We start from the raw sequence: 21,317 nt of genomic DNA on the forward strand, positions 1-21,317 counted from the left end.
GCAGCGGCCGGTGCCGGTCCAACACCTGATGAGCACCGATTCACGCGGCTGTGTTGTCAATGGCGGCGGGGTCGGCAGGGGCGGCCGGCACTGCCAGGATGGCCCGGTGCCGTCCGACATCGATCCGCGTCTGCTCCGGGCCTTCACCGCCGTCGCCGAGGAGCTGCACTTCACCCGCGCCGCGGCCCGGCTGTACGTGGCCCAGCAGGCGCTGAGCCGCGACATCCGGCGGCTGGAGCGGGAGGTGGGCGCCGCGCTGTTCGTGCGGACCACCCGCCAGGTCTCCCTGACCGCCGACGGGGCGCGGCTGCTGCCGTACGCGCGGCGGGTGCTGACCGCGCACGAGGAGCTGACCGCGGCCTTCCGGCCGGCCCCCGAGCGGCCGCTGCTGGTCGATGTGGGGGTGCCGGTCGGCACCGCCTACCGGGTGCTGGAGGAGGCCAGGGTCCGGCTGCCGGACAGCTGCGAGCTGGTGGCCCGCTTCCACAGCGGACTGACCGGCGCGGCGGGGGAGTTGCTGGCCGGGCGGCTGGACGTCTCCTTCGGGCGGTACGCGGGGCTGCCGGCGGCCGTGCGGGCGGGGCTGGAGCACCAGCCGGTCCGGCTGGAGCCGATGGCGGTGCTGCTGCGCGAGGACCATCCGCTGGCGGCGCGGCCGGTGGTCCCGCTCGCGGAGCTGGCCGGCGAGACGCTGTACGCGGCCGCCGGGAATCCGCAGACGGTGGAGTGGACGGAGCTGGCGGCGCACCTCTTCGCGGGGCGGGGCATCGCGATGGCGGAGCCGTTCCCGGAGATCGACGGCTCGCAGGAGTTCGTACGGGTGGTGCGCAAGCGGGGCTGGTCGGTACTGGCAAGCGTGGAGTTCATCGAGGTACCGGGGATGGTGCTGCGCCCGGTGGTGGAGCCGGTGCCACTGTCGCCGGTGTCGATGGTGTGGCGGCGGGGGCTGGGGCATCCCGGGCTGGCGGCGCTGCGCGCGGTGGCGGGCCAACTGGGGCGCCGGGACGGCTGGTTGACGGTCCCGGAGGGCGGCTGGCTGCCGCCGGAGGACGCCCGTGCGATGGGTGTGGCCGGGCCGGCGCGGGGCGGCGCGGCGCTCACGGAACGCTGAGCACGCGGTGGTAGAAGGCCGTGTCGGAGGGTTCGCCGACGGGGCGGCCGTCGACCGCGACCCAGGCGTGGGTGCGGAAGGGCGCGGTGCGTACGCCGGTGCACCACTGCGGCCAGTGGCCGCGGGCGCGGCACAGGAGCGCGGTGGCCAGGGAGCGGGGGAGGCAGCCGTCGCCGGCGCAGTGCGGGCTGACCGTGACCACGGCGTGCCGGGCCCGCAGCGCCTCGGGCGCGGTGGCGGACCGGGCGCCGCGCCGGATCCGCTCCAGGAGGCGGCACAGCCGGTGCGGCGGCAGCGCCGTCAGGACGCGGGCGACGGCCACCGCCGCGCGGGCGGCGCAGCGTTCGCGGAAGGTGAGCCGGGCACCGGTGAGGAGCGGGGCGGGGCCGGTCACCGGGTCGCCGGGCGGGCGGTGCGGGGGAGGGACGGCGGGGACGGCGGTCATGGGGAGTGCGCTCCTTTCGCCGGGGCGGCGCGGGGGACGGGGACGGCGGGTACCGGCACGGCCGGCGCGGGCGTGGGGGCGGGGGCGACGGCGCGCAGCCAGTACTCGGTGGCGAGGGTGGCGTCCAGGGCCCGCAGGGTGGGGTCCGGCGGCTGCGGTGCGGTGAGGTGGCGCCGCAGGACGTCGGGGTGGATCAGGCCGCGGGCGGCGAGCGGGGAGTCGTCGCAGAGGGCGGCCAGGGCGTCGCGGTGGGCGCGCAGGCCGGTGCGGGCCCCGGGGCCGGGCGCGGCGGGCGTACCGCGGCCGAGGACGCCGTCGGGGACGACGCCGCGCAGCGCGCGGGTCAGCAGCGGCTGGTGGACGCCGGCCCGGCCGCGGTCGGCGAGGTCGAGGGCGAGCGCCGCCTCCACGACCGCGTCGTCGAGGAACGGCGCCTCGTGGCCGACGCCGTGCGGGGCGGTCAGGGCGTCGGCGCCGCGGACGGTCTCCGCGGCGTGCAGGGCGGCGCGGAGGATCTCGTGCTGGGCGCGCAGCGGCGCGAACGGTTCGGGGGCCTCGTCGGCGGCCTCGCGCAGCAGCCGGCGGACGGTGGCGACGGCGTCCGGGTGGGCCCACGGCGGCAGGGCGGGTGGCGCCTCCCAGTCGGCGCCGCCGGCCCGCCGTCCGCGGCCTGACGCCCGGGGTGCGCTGCCGGCCAGCCACCGGGGGTAGGAGCGGCCGCCGAGGAGCGTGCGCAGGGTGTCGCGGGCCGTCCAGCGGCAGAGGTGGTGGGCGGTCCAGGCGCGCCGGGCGGCGGTGCGCAGGTCGCCGCGGGCAAGGGAGTTGAGGGCCGCCGGGCGGTGCCCGAACAGTGCGTCGGCGCCGGCGTCGACGAGGTGCAGCCGGGAGCCGCGCTCGGCGACCAGCCGGGCCCGGTGGGCGAGGCGGGCCGCCTCGCGGAAGACGGCGAGCGGGCCGGCCGGGTCGGCGGGGGTGCCGTGGCGGGCGTCGGTGGGCGGGGTGTAGCAGGTGGGGGCGTCGGCGTACGGCAGCGCGAGGTGCGCCCCGGGCGGGGGTCCGGCCGGGGCCCCGGAGACGCGCCGGTCGCCGCTCCTTCCGCGGGTCTCGCCCTTGCCCTTCCCCTTGTTCTTGCGCTTGCCGCTGTTCCCGTCCGGTTCCTCGGCGGTGTCCTGCCCCGCGCGCCGCCGGCGCTGCCGTTCCGCCGCGGCGAGGGCGGCGGCGCCGTGGGCGCTCCACCGGGTGTCCTCGTCGCCGGGCCGGCGGGACGTCCAGGAGGTGGTGAGCAGCCGGACGTCCTCGCGGGCGGTGAGGAAGCACAGTCCGGTGGCGCCGGTGGAGTCGGAGAGGCCGGCGCTGAGCGTGCCGCGGCCCGCGGTCCCGTCGGCGGCGGCCTGCCGCTGTGCGCGCCGGGCGCGGGCCGCCACCGCGTCGGCCAGTGCCCCGCCCAGGTGCTCCGCGGCGCGCTCCAGGGGGACGTCCGGTTCCGGCGGGCTCCACCAACGGGCCAGGGAGTGCCGCCCGTTGGCGTACAGGGTGAGGTGGTGGCCCGGGGGTACGGCGGACACCGCGCGCCAGGCCGGGCGGAGGGCCGGCGGGAGCGGGGCGAAGGGGAACAGCAGGCGCAGTGCCGGCGCGTCCTCGTCGAGGAAGCCGAGGCCGGGGGCGCCGGCCGGCAGTCCGGCCGCGGCGGCGGCGCGGGCGAGCGCCGCCAGGTCCTGGGGGCGGTTGCCGGCGACGGTGACGCCGGCGATCCGGGCGTGGTGGAGCAGGCGGACGCCGGCGAGATCGCCCCGGCACCGCAGGTCGCCCTCGGCGGCGGTCAGCAGGAAGGCGCTGCCGGGGAGGGGGCGGGCGCGGCGGCCGATGCCGTCGAGGTGGCCGGGCCCCGGCAGCAGCCGGGCCAGCGTGCCGGGGGTCGCCGGGGTGGTGCCGAGCAGCAGCGCGCGGCGCGGTCCGGCCTCGGCCGCCACGGCCTCGTCGGGCGACCAGTGCCCGGTGATCCAGGGGCGTCCGGAGGGGTGGCGGAGGGTGCGACGGGACGGGCTCGCCGGCAGGCAGCGGCCGAGCGCGTCGGAGGCGGGGTGATCGGGGAGGACGAGGAAATCCACGGTGGGGGGCACTCCACTGGAGGGGCCGGTACGGCGCCGGGCGGGCCGGGTGGACGCAGGGCGCACTGAGCGGGGTCACGCAAAGCGTTCGACTGGATGCTGACAGTGTTCACGTCAATTTCCATTGCCTCGAAGGGGTGATCACGGGGGCGTGCGAGGCAAACCGGCGCGGGCCCACGGGGCGCGCGCGCCGGAGCGCCCGAGATCGCTCACGGGGCCCCCGCACGCCCGGTGAGCGCGAGGTTTCGCGGCGGTCACCTCACGCCACCGCGCCGAAACCCGCGGTCCCTATGTTCGGGGCAGACGACCCGACCCCCTGGGAGGCGCGATGACGGCCGAGGCCGCGGCAGGCACCCGTACCGACAGTCCCGGCGCAAGCCGTACCGACGGCCGTGCGCGGCGAGGGGGGCGGTGGATCGAGCACTGGGAGCCGGAGGACGAGGGGTGGCGGGAGACCGGTGAGCGGATCGCCCGGCGGAACCTGGCCTTCTCCGTGCTGTCCGAGCACATCGGCTTCTCCGTCTGGAGCCTGTGGTCGGTGATGGTGCTGTTCATGGGGCCGGAGTACGGCATCGACCCGGCCGGGAAGTTCTTCCTGGTGGCGATACCGACGCTGGTGGGCGGGGTGCTGCGGGTGCCGTACACCTTCGCGGTGGCGCTGTTCGGGGGGCGCAACTGGACGGTGATCAGCGCGCTGCTGCTGCTGGTGCCGACCGCGGCGGCCGCGGTGGTGATGCACCCGGGCACGTCGTACTCCACGTTCATCGTGGTCGCGATGGTGGCGGGCGTCGGCGGCGGGAACTTCGCCTCCTCGATGACGAACATCAACTCGTTCTTCCCGCTGCGCAAGAAGGGGTTCGCGCTGGGGCTGAACGCGGGCGGCGGCAACATCGGGGTGCCGGTGATCCAGCTGCTGGGGCTGCTGGTGATCGGGACGGCGGGGGCCGGCCATCCGCGGCTGGTGCTGGCCGTGTACGTGCCGCTGATCGTGCTGGCGGCGGTGCTCGCGGCGCTGTTCATGGACAACCTCGCGCCGGTCACCCACGACACCGGGGCGGCCCTGGACGCCGCCCGGCAGCCGCACACCTGGGTGATGTCGCTGCTGTACATCGGCACCTTCGGGTCGTTTATCGGCTACAGCTTCGCCTTCGGGCTGGTGCTGCAGAGCCAGTTCGCCCGCACCCCCCTGCAGGCCGCGTCGCTGACCTTCGTCGGCCCGCTGCTGGGTTCGCTGGTGCGGCCGGTCGGCGGGCGGCTGGCGGACCGCTTCGGCGGCGCCCGGATCACGCTGGGGACCTTCGCGGCGATGGCCCTGGCCACCGGCGTGGTCATCCACGCCTCGGGGATCGCCTCGCTGCCGGTGTTCCTCGTCGGCTTCTTCGCGCTGTTCGTGCTGTCGGGGCTCGGCAACGGCTCCACGTACAAGATGATCCCGGGGATCTTCCAGGCGCAGGCGCTGCGCCGCGGTCTGACGGGCGAGGCGGCGGCGGCCTACGGGCGGCGGCTGTCGGGCGCGGCGATGGGGCTGATCGGCGCGGTGGGCGCGCTCGGCGGGCTGGCCATCAACCTCGCGTTCCGGCAGGCGTTCCTGACCGGCGGCTCGGGCACCCCCGCCTTCGTCTCCTTCCTGGCCTGCTACGCCGTGTGCGCCGCGGTGACCTGGGCCGTATACCTCCGTCCCGCGGCGCGGGCGCGGCGTACCGCGCAGGCCGGGGCGGCCGGGGCGGCCGCGGAGGGGGAGCGGCACCCGGTCCACGCGGAGGTGTGAGGCGCCCGGCGTAACGGTGTGGAAATACTGGAGGACCCGGGCTGTCACCTGCCGTTGGCAGCCTGGGCACCCTGGCACTCCGTGCCGCCCGAGCCGCGGCGGTCGGGGTGCGGAACGCGGCACAACCACTCTGGGCGGAGCGGGACGACCATGGACGAGCAGCATCAGGAGCGCGAGGAGCGGGAGCGGACGGAGCCGGGCACGGCACCGGCGGTCCGGCCGCTGGACGGGTTCACCATCGGGGTGACCGCCGCCCGGCGGGCGGAGGAGCTGGGCGCGCTGCTGGAGCGGCGCGGCGGGCAGGTGCTGCACGCCCCCGCGCTGCGCATCGTGCCGCTGCCGGACGACACCGAGCTGCTCGCGGTGACCCGGGCGCTGATCGACGACGCCCCCGACGTCGTCGTGGCCACCACCGCCATCGGGTTCCGCGGCTGGGTGGAGGCCGCCGAGGGCTGGGGGCTGGGCGAGGCGCTGCTGAACCGGCTGGCCGGGGTGGAGCTGCTGGCGCGCGGGCCGAAGGTGCGCGGCGCGATCCGGGCCGCCGGGCTGACCGAGAAGTGGTCACCGGCCTCCGAGTCGATGGCCGAGGTGCTGGACCGGCTCCTGGAGGAGGGCGTCGACGGGCGGCGGATCGCGCTGCAGCTGCACGGGGAGCCGCTGCCGGGGTTCGTCGAGGCGCTGCGGGCCGGCGGCGCGGAGGTCGTCGGCGTCCCCGTGTACCGCTGGATGCCGCCGGAGGACCTCGGTCCGGTCGACCGGCTGCTGGACGCGACGCTCGCCGGCGGCCTGGACGCGGTGACGTTCACCAGCGCGCCGGCCGCCGCCTCGCTGCTGCGCCGCGCGGAGGAGCGCGGCATCCGCGACGCGCTGCTGGCGGCGCTGCGCACGGACGTGCTGCCGGTGTGCGTGGGGCCGGTGACCGCGCTGCCGCTGGAGGCCGAGGACGTCGCCACGCTCCAGCCGGAGCGCTTCCGGCTCGGGCCGCTGGTGCAGCTGCTGTGCCGCGAACTGCCGGGCCGGGTACGGACGTTGCCGGTGGCCGGGCGGCGACTGGAGATCCGTGGGCACGCCGTCGTGGTGGACGGCGTGCTGCGGCCGGTGCCGCCGGCCGGGATGGCGCTGCTGCGGGCGCTGGCCCGCCGCCCCGGCTGGGTCGTTCCCCGCGCCGAGCTGCTGCGTGCGCTGCCGGGCGCGGGCCGCGACGAGCACGCGGTGGAGACCGCGATGGCCCGGCTGCGGGTGGCGCTGGGCGCGCCCAAGCTGATCCAGACGGTCGTCAAGCGCGGCTACCGGCTGGCGCTGGACCCGCACGCGGACACCGACAAGTACGGCGGGGAGGACGCGCAGGTCAGGCGGGTTGCGCCGGGTTGCTGACGCGGATCTTGGACTGGCCGTGCGGCCGGGTCTCCCAGTCGTCCATGAAGCGGGCCTCCAGGCCGTGTCCGCGGGCCAGCCGCAGCAGGGTGTCGGTCCGGTAGTAGAAGTCCTCGCGCAGCACCTGGTGCTCGGCGCCCTCGGTGCGGTCGAAGGTGAAGTCGAAGAACCCGTCGGGGGCCAGGATCCGGCCGACGTGGGCGAGGCATTCGTCGATCACTTCGAGCGGGGAGTGCGAGAAGACGCTGTGCGCGTGCACCACGTCGAAGTACCCGGCCGGCAGGAAGTCCAGTGTCAGGTCCTGCGTGATCGTCAGGTGCGGCAGCTTGTCCTGGAGTTCGTACGTCGTCAGGGTGCGCTTGGCGGCAATCAGGATGTCCGGCGAGATGTCGATGCCGTAGTAGTTGCCGGTGTCGAGGTGGGCGATGAAGCGCCAGCCGGCCCGCAGGTTGCCGCAGCCGATGTCCAGCATCCGGTGCTCCGGCCGGAGCCCGTGCTCGGCCAGGTACGCGAACTGCATCTCGCCGAGCGCCAGCCACCGCTCGTGGCTGCGGCTGCCCACCGCGGCCTCGGGGCTGCGGCCGGCGTCGGAGGCCATCACCGCCCGGTAGTACGCGACGTGGTCGGGGTGCTTGAGGCGCAGCCAGGTGTCGCGGGCGGTGCGCTTGACGTACGGGGTGATGCGGGCGGGGTTGCGGACCGCGTAGCCGATCTTGTGGGTCAGGCTGGCGCGATTCGTGAGCAGGGACTTGCGCGACATGGAGACCTTCGTCCTGGAGGCGTCGAAAGGTGCGGTGACGTGCGGGGCGGGCCGGTGCGCGGGCCCGCGGGCCGCCACGCCGCGGACTATACATCAGATGTATACGTGCAGAGTCTACGTACGGTGTCTACCTGTGCCGCCCGCCCGCGGCGCGTACCCGGCGGCTCCCGGAGGCCCGCCTCCCGCCGTACGGAGTGGCTGCTTCCGGAGGGTTCCGGGCGGACCGCGCGCCGGGCACTCTGGGAGCACACGCGTTTGGTCTAAGGAGTGACAGGCACATGGCAGCGGCGTGCGACCTGCGGTTCGACTGCGGCCGGACCTGCCTGGACCTGGTGGCCACGGCCGGCGGCGCGCCCGCCGAACGGCTCACCGGCCCCGAGCAGTTGGCGGCCTGGCTGGTCGGCGCGGGGCTGGTGCCGCGCGGCGTCCCGCTGGACGCCGTAGACGTCCGCTGGGTCGTCCGCTTCCGGGCGCTGCGCGACCTGCTGCGCCGCGTGGTGCACGACGAGCTGCGGGACCGGGCGGCCGACGCCGACCTGGACCGGCTCAACTCCGCGGCCGCCGCCGGCCCGCCGCCCGCCCCGCGTGCGGTGCGCGATGCCGACGGCACCCTGGCCCGTACGCTCTGCGCCCCGCCCGACTGCGCCGGGCTGCTGGCCGCGGTCGCCCGGGACGCGGTCGGGCTGCTCACCGACCCGGCGGCGCGCGGGCAACTGCGGCAGTGCGCGGGCGAGCACTGCTCGCTGGTCTACCTGGACACCTCGCGCGGCCGGCGCCGCCGCTGGTGCTCCAGCGAGGTGTGCGGCAACCGGGAGCGGGTGGCGCGCCACCGCAGACGCACGACCGTACGGGGCGCGCCCGGCCCCGCGGGCGCCCCCGCCCCGGCCGCGGCCGCCACCGGACCGGCCCGCATCCCGGTCCCGGAGCCCGCCGCCCCGGCCCCCGTCACGTCCGGAAAAAATTTCCGGCCGGCGGCTGAGTGACCCGCCCGTCCCGTCCGTACTCCTCACCGCAAGTCCGATTTCATGGCCAGGTCCCCGGCGATCTTGGGTGATACGGGCTATCGACCCGGGAGTTGGAGTGCGTAAGGATGCCGTCGTGGCAGACAGGACGACACCTGACGAGGAGCTCATGCGAGCCCTCTATGACGAGCACGCGGGCCCGCTCCTCGCTTTCGTCCTGCGGCTGGTGGCGGGCGACCGGCACCGCGCGGAGGACGTGGTGCAGGAGACGCTGGTGCGCGCCTGGCGCAACGCCGACCAGCTGCAGCGGGCCACCGGGTCCATCCGCCCGTGGCTGGTGACGGTCGCCCGGCGGATAGTGATCGACGGTCACCGCAGCCGGAAGGCCAGACCCCAGGAGGTCGACGCGACACCTCTGGAGACGATGCCCGCCGCGGACGTGATCGACCGGGCGCTGCGCATGATGACGATCTCCGAGGCGCTGAGCGACCTGAGCCAGGCCCACCGAGAGGCCCTCGTCGAGACGTACTTCAAGGAGCGTACGGTCAACGAGGCAGCGGAGGTGCTGCGCGTGCCGGCCGGAACCGTGCGGTCCCGGGTCTTCTACGCGCTGCGCTCCCTGAAGCTCTCGCTTCAAGAACGAGGAGTGACGGAGTGATCCCGCCCACGCAGCCGGACCGGCACACCGACGTCGGCGCCTACGCGCTGGGCGTCCTGGACGCCGCCGACGCGGAACGGTTCGAGGCGCACCTGGTCGGCTGTGACCGGTGCGCGGCCGAACTGGAGGAGCTGATGGGGCTCACGCCCGCACTCGCCGAGTTCAAGGCGTCCGCCCCCACCCCGGAGACCCTCACCGCCGTCCCCGGCCCGAGGCTGCTGAACGGACTCCTCGACGAGGTCGCCGGCACCCGCCGCGGCCGTGCCCGGCGCCGGCTGTTCCTGGTCGCCGCCGCCGTCGTGCTGATCGTCGGCGGACCGCTCGCCGCCCTGTCCCTCAAGGGGGGCACCGACGCGCCGCCGACCGCGGCGCCGCCGCTGGCGAACGCCGTGCGCGCCCAGTACGCCGAGGGCGAGAAGGCCGGCTCCGTCGACCCGGTCACCAAGGTCTCGGCCGGCGTCTCCATGGCGCCCCGCCCCTGGGGCACCCAGGTCGTCCTCGAACTCGCCAACGTCAAGGGACCGCTCGCCTGCGACCTGGTGGCCGTCGGCAAGGACGGCCGGCGGCAGACCGTCACCACCTGGGCGGTGCCCAAGGGCGGCTACGGCATCCCCGGCAGCGCCGCCAAGTGGAACCGCGAGCCCCTCTACGCGGCGGGCGGCGCGGCCCTCGACCGCGCCGACATCGACCACTTCGAGATCAGCACGCTGGAGGGCAGGCGACTGGCCACCGTGAAGGTCTGAGACGCCCGAAGTGACGGTCTGACGCAACATCCGATGGAATCTGTAGAAATCTGCCCGATTTTGTCCCTCTCGCCAGGTGCGCGCGGTGCCCGGTTCGCGTACGGTTGACGGCTGCCCTACGCACAGCAGAAGGGGGCCTGGGTGGCCGCGCACAACGCCACGCACGCACCGGACCACGCACCGGATTCCGTTCGCGACCGCGAGATCGACGCCGAGCAGACGCACCTCGACCGCGTCTACCGGCGCCTCGAGGAGAAGATCCACGAGGCCGAGTTCCTGATGGACGACGCCGCCAAGCGCGGCCAGGTCGGCACGCCCGGCGCGCTCGCCGAGCGGGACGCCCAGGTCTTCCAGGCCGGAGTCCATCTCCACCGGCTGAACTCCGAGTACGAGGACTTCCTCTTCGGGCGGATCGACCTGCTCCTCGGCAAGGACGGCAAGAAGGGCCCGGACGGCGCGTACACCTCGGTCGAGCCCGCCGAGGGGGCCATCGAGAACAACCGCGCCGCGATCGCCGAGACGCTGCACATCGGGCGTCTCGGCGTCCTCGACGCGGACTACTCCCCGCTGGTCATCGACTGGCGGGCGCCGGCCGCCGCGCCCTTCTACCGCGCCACCCCGGTCGCCCCCGGCCGGGTCGTCCGGCGGCGGGTGATCCGCTCCAAGGGCCGCCGGGTCCTCGGCGTCGAGGACGACCTGATGCGCCCGGAGGTCACCGCGACGCTGGACGGCCGCGAGCTGCCGGCGATCGGCGACGGCGCGCTGATGGCCGCACTCGGCCGGGCCCGCAGCCACACCATGCGGGACATCGTCGCCTCCATCCAGGCCGAGCAGGACATGGTCATCCGGGCGCCCGCCGCCTCCGTCACCGAGGTCGAGGGCGGGCCCGGCACCGGCAAGACCGCGGTCGCCCTGCACCGCGCCGCCTACCTCCTCTACCAGGACCGCCGCCGCTACGCGGGCGGCATCCTCATCGTCTCCCCGACGCCGCTGCTGGTCGCCTACACCGAGGGCGTGCTGCCGTCGCTCGGCGAGGAGGGCCAGGTCGCCATCCGCGCGCTCGGCTCGCTCGTCGACGGCGCGGAGGCGACCGCGTACGACCCGCCCGCGGTCGCCCGGATCAAGGGCTCCTCGCGGATGCAGAAGCTGCTGCGCAAGGCGGCCCGCGGCGCGCTGGAGCTGGCGGCACCGCCGGCGGACGGGCCGGCGAAGGACGCCGGGCCGGACACCCAGCTGTCCCTGGAGGACCTCGTCCGGGCGCCCGCCGAGCCGGCCCCCCGGGGCGGCGACCGCCGCCGGACCCGGGCCAGATCCGCCCGGCCCGCCTCCGCCGCGCCCGCCCGGCTGCGGGTCGTCGCGTTCGGCACCCGCCTCGAACTGGACGCCGACGAACTCCACGCCATCCGCCAGTCGGCCCTCGGCGGCACCGCCCCGGTCAACCTGCTGCGCCCGCGCGCCCGCCGGCTGATCCTGGACGCCCTCTGGGCCAAGTCCGGCGCCGGCCGCCGCTACACCGACCCCGAGCTCGCCGCCGAGGCCCGCGAGGGCTTCGACGAGGACCTCACCACCGAGCCCGTCCTCCAGGAGTTCCTGGACGCCTGGTGGCCCGAGCTGACCCCGCGCGGCGTGCTGTCCGCGATGGCCGACGAGCGCCTGCTGAGCCGCTGGGCGCGCCGCGTCCTCAACCCCCGCGAGGTGCGCCAACTGGCCCGCTCCCTGGGGCGGTTGGACGCCCGTGGGCAGGGCCCGCTGTCGGTGCACGACATCGCGCTGCTGGACGAGCTCCAGCAGATCCTCGGCGCCCCGATGCGCCCGGCCCGCCCCCGCGAGGCCGACCCGCTGGACCAGCTCACCGGCCTGGAGGAGCTGACGACCTGGGCGGACCGCAACGGCGGCGGCCGCGGCCGGCGCGAACGCCTGGAGGAGGAGCGCACCGACTACGCCCACGTCATCGTCGACGAGGCGCAGGACCTGACGCCGATGCAGTGGCGGATGGTCGGCCGCCGCGGCCGGCAGGCGACCTGGACCGTCGTCGGCGACCCGGCGCAGTCCTCGTGGTCGGACCCCGACGAGGCCGCCCTCGCCCGGGACGAGGCGCTCGGCACCCGCCCGCGCCGCCGCTTCACACTGACCGTGAACTACCGCAACCCCGCGGAGATCGCCGAACTCGCCGGCAAGGTGCTCGCGCTGGCGATGCCCGGGATGCAGTCCCCGAAGGCGGTCCGCTCGACGGGCCTCCGGCCGCGCTTCGCGCTCGCCGGGGACGGCGCGGGCCCGACGGGCGACAAGGAGCTGGCGCGGGCCACCGTCGCGGCGGCCGAGCGGCTGCTGGACGAGGTGGACGGCACGGTCGGCGTCGTGGTGGCGATGAACCGCCGCGAGCAGGCCCGCCGCTGGCTGGCCCCGCTGGGCGACCGGGTGGTGGCCCTGGGCTCCCTGGAGGCCAAGGGCCTGGAGTACGACGCCACGCTGGTGGTCTCGCCCGCCGAGATCGCCGACGAGTCGCCGGCCGGCCTGCGGGTGCTCTACGTGGCGCTGACCCGCGCCACCCAGCAGCTGACCGTGCTCTCCACCGCGCGCGACGAGCCGGACGCCGCGGGGGTGCCCGACCTGCTGCGGGACTGAGGCGCTCGCCGCCCGGCCGCCGGCCGCCGCCGGTGGCCGACGGCCGTCCGGGCGGTTGTGGAAATCGGCCCCGTGGGACGGGATTCGCTTCCGGGGATGGTTTGTTAGCCTGGGTGACGGCACCGGCTCGATCCAAGCCCCCGGGCCCAACCATCGTCGCTACGAGCGACCACTTGCCGCGAGGCGAGCATGGCGGGTCGGTGCCGCTGACGCAGAGAGGTCCACGCCACTCCGGTGGCGTGGACCTCTTTTCTGTGTGCGCTCACTCTCGTATGGTGGAAGTCGTTTTCCGAAGATCCCGTCCCGGACGAACAAAACGTTCGCAATGCGGGGCGGCTACCGCGTACTGCGCGGTAGGTGCGACGATCGGACGGCAATCCAGCTACACGGTGAAAGCAGAGGAAGTCGGCCATGGCAACGGCGCCCAGCGTCTCCTACTCGATGACGGTCCGGCTGGAGGTGCCCGCGAGCGGAACCGCGGTGTCCCAGCTCACCACGGCCGTCGAGTCCCACGGAGGCTCGGTGACCGGCCTCGACGTCACGGCGTCCGGACACGAGAAGCTCCGTATCGACGTCACCATCGCGGCGACGTCCACGGCCCACGCCGACGAGATCGTCGAGCAGCTGCGCCGCATCGAGGGCGTCGCCGTCGGCAAGGTCTCCGACCGTACGTTCCTCATGCACCTCGGCGGCAAGATCGAGATGTCGTCGAAGCACCCCATCCGCAACCGTGACGACCTGTCCATGATCTACACCCCCGGCGTCGCCCGGGTCTGCCAGGCCATCGCCGACAACCCCGAGGACGCCCGCCGCCTGACCATCAAGCGCAACAGCGTCGCCGTGGTCACCGACGGCTCCGCCGTGCTGGGCCTGGGCAACATCGGCCCCAAGGCCGCGCTGCCCGTCATGGAGGGCAAGGCGGCCCTCTTCAAGCGCTTCGCCGGCATCGACGCCTGGCCGATCTGCCTGGACACCCAGGACTCCGACGCGATCGTCGAGATCGTCAAGGCCATCGCCCCCGGCTTCGCCGGCATCAACCTGGAGGACATCTCCGCGCCCCGCTGCTTCGAGATCGAGGCGCGGCTGCGCGAGGCCCTGGACATCCCGGTCTTCCACGACGACCAGCACGGCACCGCCATCGTGGTGCTCGCCGCGCTCACCAACGCGCTGCGCGTCGTCGGCAAGAAGATCGAGGACGTCCGGGTCGTGATGTCCGGCGCCGGCGCGGCCGGTACCGCCATCCTCAAACTGCTGCTCGCCGCCGGCGTCCGGCACGCCGTCGTCGCCGACATCCACGGCGTCGTGCACGCCGGCCGCACCGACCTGGTCGACGCCGACCCGGACTCCGCGCTGCGCTGGATCGCCGACAACACCAACCCCGAGGGCGTCACCGGCACCCTCAAGGAGGCCGTGGTCGGCGCGGACGTCTTCATCGGCGTCTCCGCGCCCAACGTCCTGGACGGCGACGACGTCGCGCGGATGGCCGACGGCGCGATCGTGTTCGCACTCGCCAACCCCGACCCGGAGGTCGACCCGGCGATCGCCCGGCAGACCGCCGCGGTCGTGGCCACCGGCCGCTCCGACTTCCCGAACCAGATCAACAACGTCCTGGTGTTCCCCGGCGTCTTCCGCGGCCTCCTGGACGCCCACTCCCGTACCGTGAACACCGACATGATGCTGGCTGCGGCAGGCGCCCTGGCGAACGTCGTCCTGGAGGACGAGGTCAACCCGAACTACATCATCCCCAGCGTCTTCAACGAGAAGGTCGCGGGCGCGGTGGCCGGTGCGGTCCGGGAAGCGGCCAAGGGCAGCGAGCCCGCTGTGACGGCGGCCACGACGGTCTGAGAACGGCGCGTCGCGGGACACGCCGTCGTTGATGCGCCCATAGGGTGGCGGACAGTAAGCGACCGCCGCCCTGTGGGGCCGGCCCGGAGCGGGATTGGCACGGAGCGTCACCACTGACGAGGCAGTGGCGCTTTTCGTGTGACCCTCCTGGGTGCCGGATTGGCTTTACCGCCGCAGGTAGGGGCAGGATGCGTAATCGGGCGAGAGGGTCTGCACCAGACCCGGGTCCGGGGACTGTCCGAGGACCCTGGCAGCATCGGCTTCGATCTCACGCCTCATTGGCAAGAAGAACACGGGAGTACAAACATGAACCGCAGTGAGCTGGTGGCCGCTCTGGCCGATCGCGCCGAGGTGACCCGCAAGGACGCCGACGCCGTTCTGGCCGCTCTCGCCGAGGTGATCGGCGAGGTCGTCGCCAAGGGCGACGAGAAGGTCACCATCCCCGGCTTCCTGACCTTCGAGCGCACCCACCGTGCCGCTCGTACCGCGCGCAACCCGCAGACCGGTGACCCGATCCAGATCCCGGCCGGCTACAGCGTGAAGGTCTCCGCGGGCTCCAAGCTCAAGGAAGCCGCCAAGGGCAAGTAAGACCCTCCGTACGGCGTGAGAAAGGCGGCCACCCCCTCCAGGGGCGGCCGCCTTTCCCGTGCCGCCGCCCTGCCGCCCTGCTGCCCGCCTGCGGGCCGGGGACGGCGCGGGGGGCCACTGGGTGGCCGGCGGCGCCCGGCGGCCCGCCACGGGCCGCCGCAGCGCCACCATGGGGCCGCGCACCGCGGCACCCCGCCCGCACGCACGAGGGGCGGCCACCCGGAACCCCGGGTGGCCGCCCCTCGTGCGTGCGCCGCTCAGCCGGCCGGCGTCAGTTGCGCAGCTCCCCGTTGGGCAGCTCCACCTGGGCGCCCAGCTCGACGAGCTTCGCCATGAAGTTCTCGTAGCCGCGGTTGATCAGGTCGATGCCGTGCACCCGCGAGGTGCCCTGCGCGGCCAGCGCCGCGATCAGGTACGAGAAGCCGCCGCGCAGGTCGGGGATGACCAGGTCGGCGCCCTGCAGCTTGGTGGGGCCGGAGACGACCGCGGAGTGCAGGAAGTTGCGCTGGCCGAAGCGGCAGGCGGAGCCGCCCAGGCACTCGCGGTAGAGCTGGATGTGCGCGCCCATCTGGTTGAGCGCGGAGGTGAAGCCGAGCCGGGACTCGTAGACCGTCTCGTGCACGATCGACAGGCCCGACGCCTGGGTCAGCGCGACCACCAGCGGCTGCTGCCAGTCGGTCTGGAAGCCGGGGTGCACGTCGGTCTCCAGGGCGATCGCGTTGAGCGAGCCGCCCGGGTGCCAGAAGCGGATGCCCTCGTCACCGATCTCGAAGGCGCCGCCGACCCTCCGGAAGGTGTTCAGGAAGGTCATCATCGAGCGCTGGTGCGCCCCGCGGACGAAGATGTTGCCCTCGGTGGCCAGCGCCGCCGACGCCCAGGAGGCGGCCTCCAGCCGGTCCGGGAGCGCCCGGTGGGTGTAGCCGTCGAGCTTGTCGACACCGGTGATCCGGATCGTCCGGTCGGTGTCCATCGAGATGATCGCGCCCATTTTCTGCAGGACGCAGATCAGGTCCTCGATCTCCGGCTCCACGGCGGCGTTCGACAGCTCGGTCACGCCCTCGGCCAGGACGGCCGTCAGCAGGACCTGCTCGGTCGAGCCGACCGACGGGTACGGCAGCCGGATCTTGGTGCCGCGCAGCCGGTGCGGGGCCTCCAGGTACTGCCCGTCGTCGCGCTTCTCGATCTTCGCGCCGAACTGGCGCAGCACGTCGAAGTGGAAGTCCACCGGCCGGCCGCCGATGTCGCAGCCGCCCAGGCCCGGGATGAAGGCGTGGCCGAGGCGGTGCAGCAGCGGGCCGCAGAACAGGATCGGGATCCGGGAGGAGCCGGCGTGCGCGTCGATGTCCGCGACGTTGGCGCTCTCGACGTGCGAGGGGTCGAGGATCAGCTCACCGGGCTCGTCGCCCGGGCGGACCGTGACCCCGTGCAGCTGGAGCAGCCCGCGCACCACGCGTACGTCGCGGATGTCGGGCACATTGCGCAGCCGGCTGGGGCCGCTGCCGAGCAGGGCGGCGACCATGGCCTTGGGCACAAGGTTCTTCGCACCGCGAACCCGGATCTCGCCCTCCAGCGGGGTGCCGCCGTGGACAAGCAGTACGTCGTCAGTAGAGACGGTCATGGATCTCGCGTTCCTGGAGACGGGCAGGGGCCAAGCCAAAATGGTAAGGGCGTCCGAGGGTGAGTCCGTAGGCCCGTGCAGGCTCTGGGCATGTAATGGCTTTGTCACAACACGCTCGGCTACTATCCGCCTTTGATCTGTAATCGCCTTTTGGGGTAAAGGTCACCGGATGTCTTGAATGTGTGGTCCGGTGCCGCGTCCGGGGCGACGCCCCCGGGCCCGTGCGCCGGCGGCTGCCGCCGTACGCCCTGCCCTGCTCTCGCACGGGACCGGGCGTTGACTCCCCGCTCGGGGCAGAAGTGCGGGATCATGTGGCCATGACCGAGGTGTCCTCGCTCACAGGCCGGCTGCTCGTCGCGACGCCCGCGCTCGCCGATCCGAATTTCGACCGCGCGGTGGTGCTGCTCCTCGACCACGACGAGGAGGGCTCCCTCGGCGTGGTCCTCAACCGCCCCACGCCGGTCGGCGTCGCGGACATCCTCGCGCCCTGGGCCGCACTGGCCGGTGAGCCGGGAGTGGTCTTCCAGGGCGGTCCGGTCTCGCTGGACTCGGCGCTCGGGGTGGCCGTGGTGCCCGGCGGGCCGTCCGGCGACGGCGGCGTCCCGGCCGTGGACGGCGGCGCCCGGCCCGACGACGACGGCGCGGAGGCGACCGGCGTGGCGGCCGCGGACCGCGCCGACGTCGCGGCGGGCGACGAGCCGCTGGGCTGGCGCAGGGTGCACGGCGCGATCGGTCTCGTCGACCTGGAGGCCCCGCCGGAGCTGCTCGCCGCGGTGCTCGGCAGTCTGCGGATCTTCGCCGGCTACGCGGGCTGGGGGCCGGGCCAGCTGGAGGACGAGCTGGTCGAGGGCGCCTGGTACGTCGTCGAGTCCGAGCCCGGTGACGTCTCCTCGCCCGATCCCGAGCAGCTGTGGCGGGCGGTGCTGCGGCGGCAGCGCAACGAACTGGCGATGGTGGCGACGTATCCGGACGATCCCTCGCTGAACTGAGGCCGGGGACGGCCCGAGCCGCGTGGGTGAGGGAGGAACGGCGTCCTTCGCGCGCCCGCCCGGATTTTGGTTGACCGCTGGATTATTGTGACGGCTTCGTCATGGGGGATTGTCAGTCCCCGTCGCTATGGTGCGAGATGACAGGGGACGGCGCGCGGCCGCGTGGGGCGGGGCCGCGCCGGACAGCGGGGGAGAGTGCCATGCACAGGCCGAGTGTGCCCGGGGACCTGGACCGTCCGGAGCGGGTGTGGGCCCGCGCCGCGACGCTCGCGGTGGTCGCCGCCGCGATGGACGACGGCGACGAGTTCTCCTGGGGCGAGCAGGGGCTGGAGTGCTGGAACGGCGGCGGCAGCTACTGGTGGCGGCTGAAACTGTTCGAGGGCGGCCGGGCGCTGCTGTGCGGCCAGGATTCGGACGGCAGCTACACCCACGACGGGGACCGGCAGATCGACTTCCTGGCCGGCGGCCCCGAGTGGCTGCCCTGGGAGCGGTTGCGGCACGACGCCGACGGCAATCTCTTCGGGTTCGTCTACTGGTGGCAGGACGGCGCCTGGGCGCGTGCGCCGTATCCCGAGAAGCTGCCGGACGACGGCCTGAAGATGGCGCTGAGCTGGGCCGCGCCCGGCGAGGACGCGGTCCGGCGGATCATCGACGACCTCGTGGCGCTCACCGAGACCGAGGTCGACGCGGCGGCCGGGGTGCGGGCCTTCCTCTCCGCGGCCGAGTCCCGCACGGTCGGCGAGGCGGACGTCGCCGCGCTGCTGGACGCGGTCTGCGACAAGGACTCCTGGTACGACGTCCGGCCGGAGGCCGCGCTGGCCTTCGCCGAGAAGCTCGGCCTGACGGCCGGCGAGCGGAACGGGGCAGCGGTGGCCTCGTAGCGCCGCCCAGGGCGTGTCCGCCCTAGGGCCGCGCCGCCAGGGCGAGGAAGCGCTCGGCGAGCGGATGGGCGTCGCGGGCGGGCAGTGCCAGGTGGACGGGCACGGCCGGCGCGTTCTTGAGCCGTACGTAGCGGATCCCGGGATGCGGATGGCGCTCGGCCACCGGTTCCGGGGCCACGCCGACGCCGTGCCCGGCGGCGACCGCCTCCAGCCACTCGTCGAAGTTCCCCGCGGTGCACACCGGTTGGGGCCGCCGGTCCGCCGGCCACAGCTCCGGCCGGGTGCTGCCGGTGACGGTGTTGACCACCAGCGGCAGATCGGCCAGCTCGGCCCAGTCCAGCACCCGGCGGCGCGCCACGGCCCGCAGGGCGGCCTGCCGGGCGGCGGCCGGGCCCCTGCCGCCGGGGCGGGGCGGCGGACCCGGCGTGCGGTGCGCGGCGGAGTCCCCGGCGGGCGGCAGCGGCGTACGGGGCAGCGCGGCGACCCGCGGCTCGTGGAGCAGCAGCGCGGTGCGCAGCCCGGCGTCGCCGGGGACCTCGCCGCGCACCACCGCGACGTCCGACTCCCCGGTCTCCAGCCCGGCGAGCGGGGAGTCCCGGCGCACCAGCCGCACCCCGGCCCCGGTCGCCGCCTCGAAGGCCGCGGTGAGCGGGGTGCACGCGGCGGGCAGCAGCGAGGTGAAGCCCAGCCGCAGCAGCGCGCGGCCGGTGGGCGGGCGCAGCGCGGCGGCCAGCCGGGGGAGCAGCGGGGCCAGTTCGGCGTGCAGCCGCCGGCCGGCGTCGGTGAGTTCGACGCGGCGGGTCGTACGGTCCAGCAGCCGGGCGCCGAGCGTGGTCTCCAGCGCGCGGACGGTCCGGGTCAGCGCCGGCTGGCCGATCCGCAGCCGGTCGGCGGCGTGGGTGAAGCTGCGTTCCTCGGCGACCGCGAGGAAGCCGCGCAGATGCCGCAGGGCGATGCCGTCCAGACCGCCGAGGGCGTCGAGCACCCCGCCGTCCCCGCCCTCGTCCCCGCCGCCGGACCGGCCCCGGACCCCGGTTCCGTCGCTGTCCCCGCCTCCGCCGTCATTCATGCCGCCTCAGCATAAGTGCACCCCACCAGGCATTTCCCCGGGCATCCGGAGACTTCCTACGTTTCCCCCGTCGGTCCATCCACCCGGAGCGCGGCACCCCCGGCGCTCCGCACGATCACGGGAGTTGAGCACGGTGCGCAAGGTCTGGCTGCTGACGCTGGGGGCGTTCACCCTCGGCCTGGACGCCTATGTGATGGCCGGGCTGCTGCCGGTCCTCGCGGACGACATCGGCACCCGGGTGTCGCTGGCGGGCCAGCTGGTGACGGTCTTCACGCTGGCCTACGCCCTCTCCGCGCCCCTGGTCGCCGGCCTGTTCTCCGGCGTACGGCCCCGGGTGCTGCTGCTCGCCGCGCTGGCCGTCTTCACGCTCGGCAACGCCGCGACCGCCCTGGCCCCTTCGCTGGGCGCCCTGCTCGCCGCCCGCGCCGTGGCGGGCGCCGGGGCCGGGGTCTACTCCGCGCTGTCCACGGCCGCGGCCGCCGCGCTGGCGCCCGAGGGGCGGCGCGGGCGGGCGCTGGCGGTGGTGATGGGCGGGATGAGTGCGGGCACCGTCCTCGGCGTGCCGATCGGGGTGCTGCTGGCCGAGCACACCGGCTGGCGGGCCACGATGTGGCTGCTCACGGGCCTCGGCGCGGTGGCGCTCGCCGGTCTCGCGGCCCGGCTGCCCGAGGTGCCGGCCGGGCCCGCGGTGCCGGTGCGGGAGCGGCTGGCGGCGCTCACGGACCGCGCGCTGGCGCCCGTCGTCGGGGTGTCCTTCCTGGCCGCGGTGGCCAGCCTCGGCCTGTACACCTACCTCGCGCCGGTGCTGGCCGCGGCGGGCGGCATCGGCGGGGTCGCGCCGTACCTGTGGGCCTGGGGTGCCGGCGGGGTGCTGGGCAGTGTCCTGGCCGGGCCGCTGGTGGACCGTACGGGACCCGCCCGGGTGCCGTTCCGGCGGGCCGGGCGGACCCCGGCGCACCCGGCGGGCGGCGGGACGGACCGGGGCGGGCGGGCCCGGGCCCTGGTCGGCGGCGTGCTGGTGGTCGTCGTCGCCGCGCAGGCCCTGCTGCCCCGGCTGGCCGCCGTGGCGCTGCCCGGCGCGGTGGCCGCGCTGGTGGCGTGGGGCGCGGCGGGCTGGGCGCTGCAGGTGCCCCAGCAGCACCGGCTGCTGGAACTGGCCGGACCGCGCGGCACGGTCGCCCTCGCGCTGAACAACTCGGCGCTCTACCTGGGCAGTGCGGTCGGCTCCGCGCTCGGCGGACTGGCGCTCGGGGCGGGCCTGGCGCCGGACGCGCTGCCGTGGGCGGCCGCCGCGGTGGCGGCGGCCGCCCTCGCCGTCCACCTGGCGGCGGGCCGACGCTCCCGGGTTGCCGCGGGCGTGAGTACCCTTGGCAGTTATGAGCACTCTTGAGCCCGAGCGCGGGGCAGGCACGGGGACCCTCGTAGAGCCGACACCACAGGTGTCGCACGGCGACGGCGACCACGAGCGCTTCGCCCACTACGTCCAGAAGGACAAGATCATGGCGAGCGCGCTCGACGGTACCCCCGTCGTGGCGCTCTGCGGCAAGGTCTGGGTACCGGGCCGTGACCCCAAGAAGTACCCGGTCTGCCCCATGTGCAAGGAGATCTTCGAGTCCATGGGCGCCGGTGGCGACAAGGACAAGGGCGGCAAGGACGGCGGCAAGAAGTAACGCCGCGGGCCGCACGCCCCAGCAGAACAGCAGGAGCCGCAGGACGTCGTGACCGGTGTCGTGCGGTGGCGGTGCCCCGCCGTGGGTACGGGCCCGGGCCCTC

18 protein-coding genes are annotated in these 21,317 nt (G+C 75.0%); 13 read left to right on the forward strand and 5 right to left on the reverse strand.

The annotated features are described in order from the left end of the window. Positions 1 to 106: 106 nt before the first annotated feature. Positions 107 to 1,111 carry a LysR family transcriptional regulator gene (locus OO62_RS17490; protein ID WP_033268375.1) on the forward strand — a complete coding sequence of 335 codons (1,005 nt, stop codon included), beginning with the start codon at positions 107 to 109 and terminating at the stop codon, positions 1,109 to 1,111. On the opposite strand, the gene OO62_RS17495 is transcribed toward OO62_RS17490, so the two are convergent. Both OO62_RS17495 and OO62_RS37980 read right to left on the reverse strand, forming a co-directional pair. Further along, on the reverse strand, positions 1,098 to 1,556 hold the full coding sequence (locus OO62_RS17495; protein ID WP_078617214.1) for a lasso peptide biosynthesis B2 protein: 459 nt from the start codon (positions 1,554 to 1,556) through the stop codon (positions 1,098 to 1,100). The two genes, OO62_RS17490 and OO62_RS17495, sit on opposite strands and share 14 nt — an antisense overlap. Further along, positions 1,553 to 3,664, reverse strand: coding sequence for an asparagine synthase-related protein (locus OO62_RS37980; RefSeq protein ID WP_063739022.1), 2,112 nt, complete (start codon positions 3,662 to 3,664; stop codon positions 1,553 to 1,555). The genes OO62_RS17495 and OO62_RS37980 overlap by 4 nt, the downstream gene beginning before the upstream one ends. A gap of 328 nt (positions 3,665 to 3,992) precedes the next feature. Between OO62_RS37980 and OO62_RS17510 the strand changes: the two genes are divergently transcribed. After that, positions 3,993 to 5,432 carry a nitrate/nitrite transporter gene (locus OO62_RS17510; protein ID WP_033268376.1) on the forward strand — a complete coding sequence of 480 codons (1,440 nt, stop codon included), beginning with the start codon at positions 3,993 to 3,995 and terminating at the stop codon, positions 5,430 to 5,432. Between the two features lie 150 nt (positions 5,433 to 5,582). After that, positions 5,583 to 6,806 carry a uroporphyrinogen-III synthase gene (locus OO62_RS17515; RefSeq protein WP_033268377.1) on the forward strand — a complete coding sequence of 408 codons (1,224 nt, stop codon included), beginning with the start codon at positions 5,583 to 5,585 and terminating at the stop codon, positions 6,804 to 6,806. On the opposite strand, the gene OO62_RS17520 is transcribed toward OO62_RS17515, so the two are convergent. Continuing rightward, positions 6,781 to 7,566, reverse strand: coding sequence for a class I SAM-dependent methyltransferase (locus OO62_RS17520; protein ID WP_033268378.1), 786 nt, complete (start codon positions 7,564 to 7,566; stop codon positions 6,781 to 6,783). The genes OO62_RS17515 and OO62_RS17520 overlap by 26 nt on opposite strands. Before the next feature lie 278 nt (positions 7,567 to 7,844). Between OO62_RS17520 and OO62_RS17525 the strand changes: the two genes are divergently transcribed. The 6 genes from OO62_RS17525 to OO62_RS17550 all read left to right on the forward strand — a co-directional run bounded on the left by OO62_RS17525 (position 7,845) and on the right by OO62_RS17550 (position 14,987). Next, entirely contained in the window at positions 7,845 to 8,549 is a 705-nt protein-coding gene (locus tag OO62_RS17525) for a CGNR zinc finger domain-containing protein (protein WP_078617215.1), read from the forward strand. Between the two features lie 97 nt (positions 8,550 to 8,646). Beyond that, positions 8,647 to 9,186 carry a sigma-70 family RNA polymerase sigma factor gene (locus OO62_RS17530; RefSeq protein WP_099869592.1) on the forward strand — a complete coding sequence of 180 codons (540 nt, stop codon included), beginning with the start codon at positions 8,647 to 8,649 and terminating at the stop codon, positions 9,184 to 9,186. Then, positions 9,183 to 9,929, forward strand: coding sequence for an anti-sigma factor family protein (locus OO62_RS17535; protein ID WP_051733346.1), 747 nt, complete (start codon positions 9,183 to 9,185; stop codon positions 9,927 to 9,929). The genes OO62_RS17530 and OO62_RS17535 overlap by 4 nt, the downstream gene beginning before the upstream one ends. Positions 9,930 to 10,070: 141 nt before the next feature. Further along, positions 10,071 to 12,554, forward strand: coding sequence for a HelD family protein (locus OO62_RS17540; RefSeq protein ID WP_033268380.1), 2,484 nt, complete (start codon positions 10,071 to 10,073; stop codon positions 12,552 to 12,554). A 411-nt stretch (positions 12,555 to 12,965) separates the two neighbouring features. Then, complete coding sequence (locus tag OO62_RS17545; RefSeq protein WP_033268381.1) at positions 12,966 to 14,399, forward strand: NAD-dependent malic enzyme; 1,434 nt, start codon at positions 12,966 to 12,968, stop codon at positions 14,397 to 14,399. Positions 14,400 to 14,705: 306 nt separating this feature from the next. After that, entirely contained in the window at positions 14,706 to 14,987 is a 282-nt protein-coding gene (locus OO62_RS17550; protein ID WP_033268382.1) for an HU family DNA-binding protein, read from the forward strand. Positions 14,988 to 15,258: 271 nt separating this feature from the next. Here OO62_RS17550 and murA read toward each other — a convergent pair whose 3' ends face one another. Continuing rightward, on the reverse strand, positions 15,259 to 16,605 hold the full coding sequence (murA, locus tag OO62_RS17555) for a UDP-N-acetylglucosamine 1-carboxyvinyltransferase (RefSeq protein ID WP_033268383.1): 1,347 nt from the start codon (positions 16,603 to 16,605) through the stop codon (positions 15,259 to 15,261). Positions 16,606 to 16,922: 317 nt separating this feature from the next. On the opposite strand from murA, the gene OO62_RS17560 reads away from it, so the two are divergent. Continuing rightward, positions 16,923 to 17,594, forward strand: a complete 672-nt coding sequence (locus OO62_RS17560) for a YqgE/AlgH family protein (RefSeq protein WP_033268384.1) — start codon at positions 16,923 to 16,925, stop codon at positions 17,592 to 17,594. Positions 17,595 to 17,794: 200 nt separating this feature from the next. Then, the gene (locus tag OO62_RS17565; protein ID WP_033268385.1) at positions 17,795 to 18,475 is read left to right on the forward strand and encodes a hypothetical protein; all 681 of its coding nucleotides are present in this window, start codon (positions 17,795 to 17,797) and stop codon (positions 18,473 to 18,475) included. 22 nt (positions 18,476 to 18,497) lie between these two features. Here OO62_RS17565 and OO62_RS17570 read toward each other — a convergent pair whose 3' ends face one another. Then, a complete protein-coding gene (locus tag OO62_RS17570; protein ID WP_078617216.1) occupies positions 18,498 to 19,544 on the reverse strand; it encodes a LysR family transcriptional regulator in 1,047 nt (348 codons plus the stop codon). 133 nt (positions 19,545 to 19,677) lie between these two features. On the opposite strand from OO62_RS17570, the gene OO62_RS17575 reads away from it, so the two are divergent. Further along, a complete protein-coding gene (locus tag OO62_RS17575) occupies positions 19,678 to 20,934 on the forward strand; it encodes an MFS transporter (RefSeq protein WP_033268386.1) in 1,257 nt (418 codons plus the stop codon). Continuing rightward, the gene (locus OO62_RS17580; RefSeq protein ID WP_026169910.1) at positions 20,921 to 21,214 is read left to right on the forward strand and encodes a DUF3039 domain-containing protein; all 294 of its coding nucleotides are present in this window, start codon (positions 20,921 to 20,923) and stop codon (positions 21,212 to 21,214) included. The genes OO62_RS17575 and OO62_RS17580 overlap by 14 nt, the downstream gene beginning before the upstream one ends. Positions 21,215 to 21,317 lie beyond the last annotated feature (103 nt).

This window comes from Streptomyces lydicus (genome assembly GCF_000717345.1).
GTDB classification, from domain to species: domain Bacteria; phylum Actinomycetota; class Actinomycetes; order Streptomycetales; family Streptomycetaceae; genus Streptomyces; species Streptomyces lydicus.

Coding starts and splice junctions, on each gene's coding strand:
- murA (WP_033268383.1), bottom strand. CDS start 16,605: ATGACCGTCTCTACTGACGACGTACTGCTTGTCCACGGCGGCACCCCG.
- OO62_RS17520 (WP_033268378.1), bottom strand. CDS start 7,566: ATGTCGCGCAAGTCCCTGCTCACGAATCGCGCCAGCCTGACCCACAAG.
- OO62_RS17545 (WP_033268381.1), top strand. CDS start 12,966: ATGGCAACGGCGCCCAGCGTCTCCTACTCGATGACGGTCCGGCTGGAG.
- OO62_RS17580 (WP_026169910.1), top strand. CDS start 20,921: ATGAGCACTCTTGAGCCCGAGCGCGGGGCAGGCACGGGGACCCTCGTA.
- OO62_RS17495 (WP_078617214.1), bottom strand. CDS start 1,556: ATGACCGCCGTCCCCGCCGTCCCTCCCCCGCACCGCCCGCCCGGCGAC.
- OO62_RS17560 (WP_033268384.1), top strand. CDS start 16,923: ATGACCGAGGTGTCCTCGCTCACAGGCCGGCTGCTCGTCGCGACGCCC.
- OO62_RS17515 (WP_033268377.1), top strand. CDS start 5,583: ATGGACGAGCAGCATCAGGAGCGCGAGGAGCGGGAGCGGACGGAGCCG.
- OO62_RS17525 (WP_078617215.1), top strand. CDS start 7,845: ATGGCAGCGGCGTGCGACCTGCGGTTCGACTGCGGCCGGACCTGCCTG.
- OO62_RS17565 (WP_033268385.1), top strand. CDS start 17,795: ATGCACAGGCCGAGTGTGCCCGGGGACCTGGACCGTCCGGAGCGGGTG.
- OO62_RS17550 (WP_033268382.1), top strand. CDS start 14,706: ATGAACCGCAGTGAGCTGGTGGCCGCTCTGGCCGATCGCGCCGAGGTG.
- OO62_RS17570 (WP_078617216.1), bottom strand. CDS start 19,544: ATGAATGACGGCGGAGGCGGGGACAGCGACGGAACCGGGGTCCGGGGC.
- OO62_RS17510 (WP_033268376.1), top strand. CDS start 3,993: ATGACGGCCGAGGCCGCGGCAGGCACCCGTACCGACAGTCCCGGCGCA.